Below are 6100 nucleotides of genomic sequence, written 5' to 3' on the forward strand. Positions count from 1 at the left end.
CCTCGATTCCGAACGTTCATCTGCCGGCCCGAACTCGCGATCTGCAGATCGACTACACCGCCCTCAGCCTGACCGCGCCGGAAAAGGTTCATTTCAAGTACAAATTGGAGGGCCAGGATCCCGACTGGAGAGAGGTGGTTAATGACCGTGAGGCACAATATTCCAACCTCCCTCCCGGCCCCTACCGCTTTCGAGTGATCGCGTGCAACAACAGCGGCGTGTGGAATGAGCAGGGTGATTCGCTGGAATTCTCGATTGCGCCGGCGTACTACCAAACGAATTGGTTTCGCGCCCTTTGCGCAGTTCTCGTTCTGGCGCTGGTGTGGGCAATCTACCAGGTCAGGGTCCGGCAATTGCACCACGACTTCGCCCTGACCTTGGAGGCGCGCGTGCGAGAGCGCACAAGCATCGCAAGGGAGATTCATGACACCCTGCTGCAGAGCTTCCAGGGGTTAATGCTGCGGTTCGAAATTGTCTCGCAGTTGATCCCTGACAGCCTCATTGAGGTGAAGAAAGAACTGGATACCGCGATGAAGCAGGCTGCGGATGCAATCACCGAGGGCCGAGATGCGGTACAGGGACTACGGGCCTCCACCGTGCAAATGAATGACCTCGCCCATGCGATAAACACTCTCGGTGAGGAACTTGCACTTGACCCTCGCAACCAGGGCTGTCCAGCATTTCGCGTCACTGTTGAAGGCGACCCAAGAGACTTGCATCCGATTCTGCGAGACGAAATCTACCGGATTGCCGCTGAGGCTCTTCGAAACGCATTCCACCACGCTGCGGCACAGCAGATCGAGGTGGAAATCCGGTATGACGATCAACAATTCCGGATGCGCCTGCGGGATGACGGTAAAGGCATTGATCAAACGATTCTGTCGGGGCATGGGCGCGAGGGACACTTTGGCTTGCCCGGCATGCGGGAACGCGCCAATTCCATAGGAGGCAAGCTGGTGGTGTGGAGCGAGCCAGAAGCCGGCACCGAAGTGGAACTGCGCATTCCTGCTGACACTGCCTACGCACGAACTGCAAAACATTCTTGGTTATCAGAATTGCTGAGCAGAAAGTAAGAGTACATAGAGCCCCAGCAACAGTGGACAGATTCAGTGTGGAAATTCTGGTTTCCGGCTGCTGAGCTCTGCTCTGAAAACCCCGAATCTTTGAAGCCGCGCGTCCATCAGGTCTTTCAAAAATGGGAGCCGGATCACATGAATGGTGCGCCAGCACCAAATCCCACCGGGCGTGTTCCGGCCATAGTGCGGAAGCAAACGGTTGCCGAGATTTTGCGGCCGAAATCAGTCTTACGGAATCAGATCTCATCTTCCTGTTTGAATTGCAGATCGCGTACTGAGCTTCACCACTCCGCTACCGCAGCAAAGAACTGCCGCACACGCGCTCGCGACTGGAACGTGATAAGTGACGCAAAGATGCTGTTCAGCTGACCGCGGCAACTATACGGGTTCCGGCGAGACTGTCCATTTTTAGCTGAATTGCACCATCGAATGCCGCGTTTCCTTTATCTCGGCGTTGACGATGTAGGTGCCCGGTGCCATTGAATCACTCTGAGCCGAACACCGCGATAGCTGTTCATGTCAGAGCGCAAGCACGGCCGGGTTGAACATCGAAGCGAATCCAGAGGTGCAGCCATGTCGAGGTCAGATGGAACCAGAATCGGACGAGGAACCCGCTTCCGTGCCTGATCTGCCATTGCCGAATCGCCGCACCACCAGTTGCGACGGTTTTCGGCATCCGCTTGGCGGGCGTCCGATGATCGTTAGCGCTCGGTGGGCTCCGAGCGTAAGTCGCTGAGTGTCCAGCAACACACGCGCGTGAGCGAATTGATTGTTATCTCCTTCTCAATCTGCAATGATCCTGGCGAGTGTTCGTCGCAAGCTGTTCGCCAAACTCAACGCCTGTGCGGCATTTGCCGCGGCAGCGGCACCTTAATGTGCTCTGAATGCAGAGCGAGACCGGCATCAGCACCAATTGACGCCCCGCAGTTCAACGCTTCAAAGGCTTTTACAAACCAGCACCCTGGAGAAGTCGTCTGATCTATTGAGAATCGCTCGCGCCAGTCGTGCGGCTTCTGTGCCTTCCCGCTGAAACACTGCCGCTGCTATTGCAGCAATTGCCGCTATCGCGGCAAACAACCGCGAAGGCCCCAATTGTAAGTGGAACAGATAGTTGGACCTTCGTTTGGCAGCTTCATTGCTACACATCGGTGTGTGTTCCTTTTGAGCCACTGCAAGATTCATGACGATTTTCATCACTTCTGGACCGATTGGTTTCGGTGCTCAAATCTCTTCTTCTCCATCTGCCTGAAGGATCTGAACGTGAAGACATCGAATTTGCTCGCTCACAAAGCGATTGTGGCGTTGCTGATGCCGCATCAGGCGAAGCAGAGCTGCCCTACATTATCGACGTCTGGTAAGGGGACGCTTTGAGAAGATTTCTCCAGCTTATCGGGACAGTCACGCTTTTTGGGATTCGCGTGATAGCCAACATATGGCGGAGCCCTTTTGAGCTAGGTGAGATTTGGTCGCAGATTAGTGAGATGGGCGCCCGTTCGCTGCCTCTCGTCTCCGCATCGGGATTCGCGCTCGGGGTCGTGATGACTCTGCATACCCGCAGCACTCTGGTGGCTTTCGGAGCAACGGCGCTGATTCCAAGGGTGCAATCTCTCTCCTTCTTTGTCGAGATTGGACCTCTGGTCGCGGCGCTCCTGGTGGCTGGGCGCGTAGGAGCTGGCATCGGAGCTGTGATCGCCAACTTGCGCGTGACGGAACAGATCGACGCCATTGAAGTTCTATCGGTGGATTCGTTCAAGTTCCTGGTTGTGCCTCGCGTGATTGGCTGCGTAATCGTCCTGCCACTATTAACGGTCTTCATGGATGCTTGCGGGCTTGTCGGTGGCTTCCTTTCAGAGTTTGCAGTTTCCCACCTGCCCCTACAACTCTTTCTTGAGCGCGCATTTCAGGGCGTTGAGTGGTCGAACTTCGTTCCCCCCACGCTGAAGACAGCCGTCTTTGGATTCATCATCGGAACGGTTTCATCGTATTACGGCTACACGATGAATGAAGGGACACAAGGTGTTGGGAAAGCGGCAACAAATAGCGTTGTGACTTGTTCTTTGCTTGTCATCCTCGCGGACGTGATCTTGGTCAAGATCATCTTTCTGTTGTTTCCCGGGAGCGCCATATGACGGAATCTGTACCGGCCGCGGTCGTGCTTGACGGGGTATCGAAGTTCTTCGGAAGCAAGCAAGTGCTTTCCGGAGTTTCCTTCTCAGTACCTCGCGGTGAGGCAGTCTGTGTGCTTGGCCGCAGCGGCACTGGAAAGAGCGTGACACTGAGGCTAATGATCGGACTGATAAAGCCGGATGCCGGGGATATTTTCATCTCCGGCAACCACATCTCGCGCCTGGACGGCGAGGAACTCTCGCGGGCACGCTGCAAGATAGGTTTCTTGTTTCAGAGCGCTGCGCTCTTTGACTCGTACACGCTGCATGACAATCTCGCACTGCCGCTCCGTCGATTGACCGACAAGTCGAATTCGGAGATCGAGGGAATCGTCGATAAAGCACTCAATCAGGTTGGGTTGGCAGGCGACAAACACAAGTTGCCGGGCGCGCTCTCCGGTGGTATGAGAAAGCGCGCAGGTCTCGCGCGCGCGTTGGTTCTCGAACCGGATGTCCTGCTTGTCGACGAGCCAAGCAGCGGTCTTGACAGGATCACGGCTTCGGAAATTGACGATCTCCTTCTTGAACGGAAGGCTTTGCACCAAACCACGATGGTGATCGTGACACACGACGTGCATGGCGCACGGAGGGTTGGCGATCGTTTCGCCGTTCTCGACGAAGGAAGAATGATAGCCCTCGGTAAGCCACAGGAACTCGAAAACCACGAAAGCGAAACCGTTCGCAAACTGGTCACGGAGAAATAGATGTCGAATCATAGTCTCACCACAGGCGCATTTGTCTTGGTTGGAACAGTACTTTTCACGGTGGTCATCTTCCTGATCGGTGGCCAGCATGGAACTTTCGCCAAGCATACCGACTACTATGTCGAGTTTGCCGACATCAGCGGACTGATGAAGGGCTCAAAGGTACGCGTTGGAGGATTGGACGCCGGCGAGGTGACGGAGATTGGACTTCCTGATTCACCGGGGGGCCGCTTTCGCCTCAAACTCAGGGTTGGGGATCAGGTTCACGGTCTCATCAGGACGGACTCAGTGGCCAGAATTGTCCCGGAAGGGCTGGTGGGCGAGAAGCTTCTACTGATCTACCCCGGCACCACAAAAGCCGCGGAAGCCAAACCTGGCGACACTCTTCAAAGCAAAGAAGCGGTGGACCTGATGAATCTGATGGACAATGGCGCCAACCTTCTAGATTACACCAGCGCAACGATAAAACCTTTTTCAGAGAAACTCATCAATACCCTGGACGCCACGACGGTCGCATTGAACAATGCCAACGGCCTTTTGGTCAGTATAAAACAGGGAAAAGGCACCGTTGGAATGCTCTTCCAAGACGAAATGACTGCGACAAATATCCGCGAGAGCATTGCGAATGTGCGCGAGACAACGGCCTCGGCCGTTGACGCCTCAAAGCGTGCCGATGCACTCATTACCGACTTGCAGTCTCGCCAACTCGGCGAAAAGGTGGACCGGGTGATGGACAGCGTTCAAAGCACCGCCGGCCACTTCGACGCAACGTCGCAGAAGGTGGAAGAGTCGCTTGCAAAAGCTTTGGGTCCAGACAGCCAGGGCGTGGATGCAGCCAGCAACATCCGTCATTCTTTGTCCAATATCGATCAGGCCACTGGCAACATGTCAGCCGATACCGAGGCTCTCAAGCATCAGTTCCTCTTTCGCGGTTACTTCAAACATCGCGGATATTACTCGCTGGCAAATCTCAATCCGGATGATTATCGAAAGAACAAGCTGTTTTCGAATCCTGCGAATCCCCGCGTCTGGCTGGATAAGGAGCTCTTCGAGCAAAAGCAGGACGGGATTCTTGCACTTTCTGCCGTTGGAAAGGCGAGGGTGGACGCTTCTGTGGCCCAGCTCGGCGATGCTGCTCTAAGCGAGCCGTTGATTATTGAGGGATACGCCGTCTCCGGTGAGCCTGGAGTGCAACTGGCCGAGTCGCGCGCTCGCGCTATCGCAGTTCGGCAATATCTTCAGACAAGGTTTTACATCGATCCGCAGAATCTGGGAGCAGTGTCTCTGCGTGCAACTCCGCCGCCCACGGCCAATAAGACGAGTTGGGATGGGGCTTGCATCGTGCTGCTCAGGCGAACTATCAGATAGTAGGTCTTCCCAGGTCTTCTTGAGAACTGTACTGAAGCCGATCATCGTCAAGACATGCCCATTCGTGAAGCTGCCAGAAGATCCACGGGCCGATAAACAATGCCGCGAAAGCAGCCGTTGAACTGGCGGTGTTGCTGCTGCAGGAAATACACGCAACGCCGAGAGAAACCATCAGCCACAAACACTTATTCTTCAATTTCAGCCCCCTATTCCCATGCGAACTCCCCCGACTGTTCCATTACGTTAAGGGGACGCAGAAGCAAGAGATGCACAGCCGAAAAGATTCGTCCACCTGCTATTCGGCGCCAGCTTCCAACCGGCCTTGAGATTCACAGGAGATGGAGGAGGCTCTGCCTCCAGGTCAGAATTCTGTCTTCGCGGGCTAATGCGCGGCCGCGACCGCAGGCCCGCTGCCTAACATGCCCGCAAGACTGCTGCTGGAGGCAGGTGTGAAGGTCACGCGCTTGAAGGAAACGCCATCGTGCACCAGGACCACAAGGCCACTTTTGCCGTCGGCCTGCCAGGCCTGCGCCTGAAACCCTCCAGGAGACGGCGCACCACTATCCAGCACCGGCTTGTTGTCGGCGAAGATGCGCACGTTGGGTCCCTGGTGAAAGTTCCAGAACAGGTGGTTGCTGTCGGAGCTGAAAGTGAGATTCGACAGCGCATTTCCCTGACCTTGCGGCATGTATTTTCCGTCCAGGCAGACTCCTTCTTCATTTCCGGCAGATGGGCTTGTCGAGTGGCAGAAGTAAGCGATGTGTTTGCCGTCGGGACTGAATGTGTA

6 protein-coding genes are annotated in these 6100 nt (G+C 55.4%); 4 read left to right on the forward strand and 2 right to left on the reverse strand.

Annotated features, from left to right (window positions below):
* The coding region (locus tag WA354_RS15390; RefSeq protein WP_472813903.1) for an ATP-binding protein at window positions 1-1073 on the forward strand (1073 nt) is incomplete at its 5' end.
* 939 nt (window positions 1074-2012) lie between these two features.
* Here the strand turns inward: WA354_RS15390 and WA354_RS15395 are convergent.
* Window positions 2013-2270, reverse strand: coding sequence for a hypothetical protein (locus tag WA354_RS15395; protein WP_472813904.1), 258 nt, complete (start codon window positions 2268-2270; stop codon window positions 2013-2015).
* A 224-nt stretch (window positions 2271-2494) separates the two neighbouring features.
* On the opposite strand from WA354_RS15395, the gene WA354_RS15400 reads away from it, so the two are divergent.
* From WA354_RS15400 to WA354_RS15410, 3 genes are read left to right on the forward strand one after another with little or no spacing between them, the layout of a single operon-like run.
* Window positions 2495-3205 carry an MlaE family ABC transporter permease gene (locus tag WA354_RS15400; protein ID WP_472813908.1) on the forward strand — a complete coding sequence of 237 codons (711 nt, stop codon included), beginning with the start codon at window positions 2495-2497 and terminating at the stop codon, window positions 3203-3205.
* Complete coding sequence (locus WA354_RS15405) at window positions 3202-3945, forward strand: ABC transporter ATP-binding protein (RefSeq protein ID WP_472813905.1); 744 nt, start codon at window positions 3202-3204, stop codon at window positions 3943-3945. Before WA354_RS15400 ends, WA354_RS15405 begins: the two co-directional genes overlap by 4 nt.
* Entirely contained in the window at window positions 3946-5313 is a 1368-nt protein-coding gene (locus tag WA354_RS15410; protein WP_472813906.1) for an MlaD family protein, read from the forward strand.
* Between the two features lie 382 nt (window positions 5314-5695).
* On the opposite strand, the gene WA354_RS15415 is transcribed toward WA354_RS15410, so the two are convergent.
* Window positions 5696-6100 (reverse strand): hypothetical protein (locus WA354_RS15415; RefSeq protein ID WP_472813907.1); only part of this gene is annotated, 405 nt, incomplete at its 5' end.

The organism is Occallatibacter sp. (genome assembly GCF_049802275.1).
GTDB lineage: Bacteria > Acidobacteriota > Terriglobia > Terriglobales > Acidobacteriaceae > Telmatobacter.

Excerpts from the sequence above, each read along its gene's own strand:
- WA354_RS15410 (WP_472813906.1), top strand. The coding sequence starts at position 3,946 with ATGTCGAATCATAGTCTCACCACAGGCGCATTTGTCTTGGTTGGAACA.
- WA354_RS15395 (WP_472813904.1), bottom strand. The coding sequence starts at position 2,270 with ATGAAAATCGTCATGAATCTTGCAGTGGCTCAAAAGGAACACACACCG.
- WA354_RS15405 (WP_472813905.1), top strand. The coding sequence starts at position 3,202 with ATGACGGAATCTGTACCGGCCGCGGTCGTGCTTGACGGGGTATCGAAG.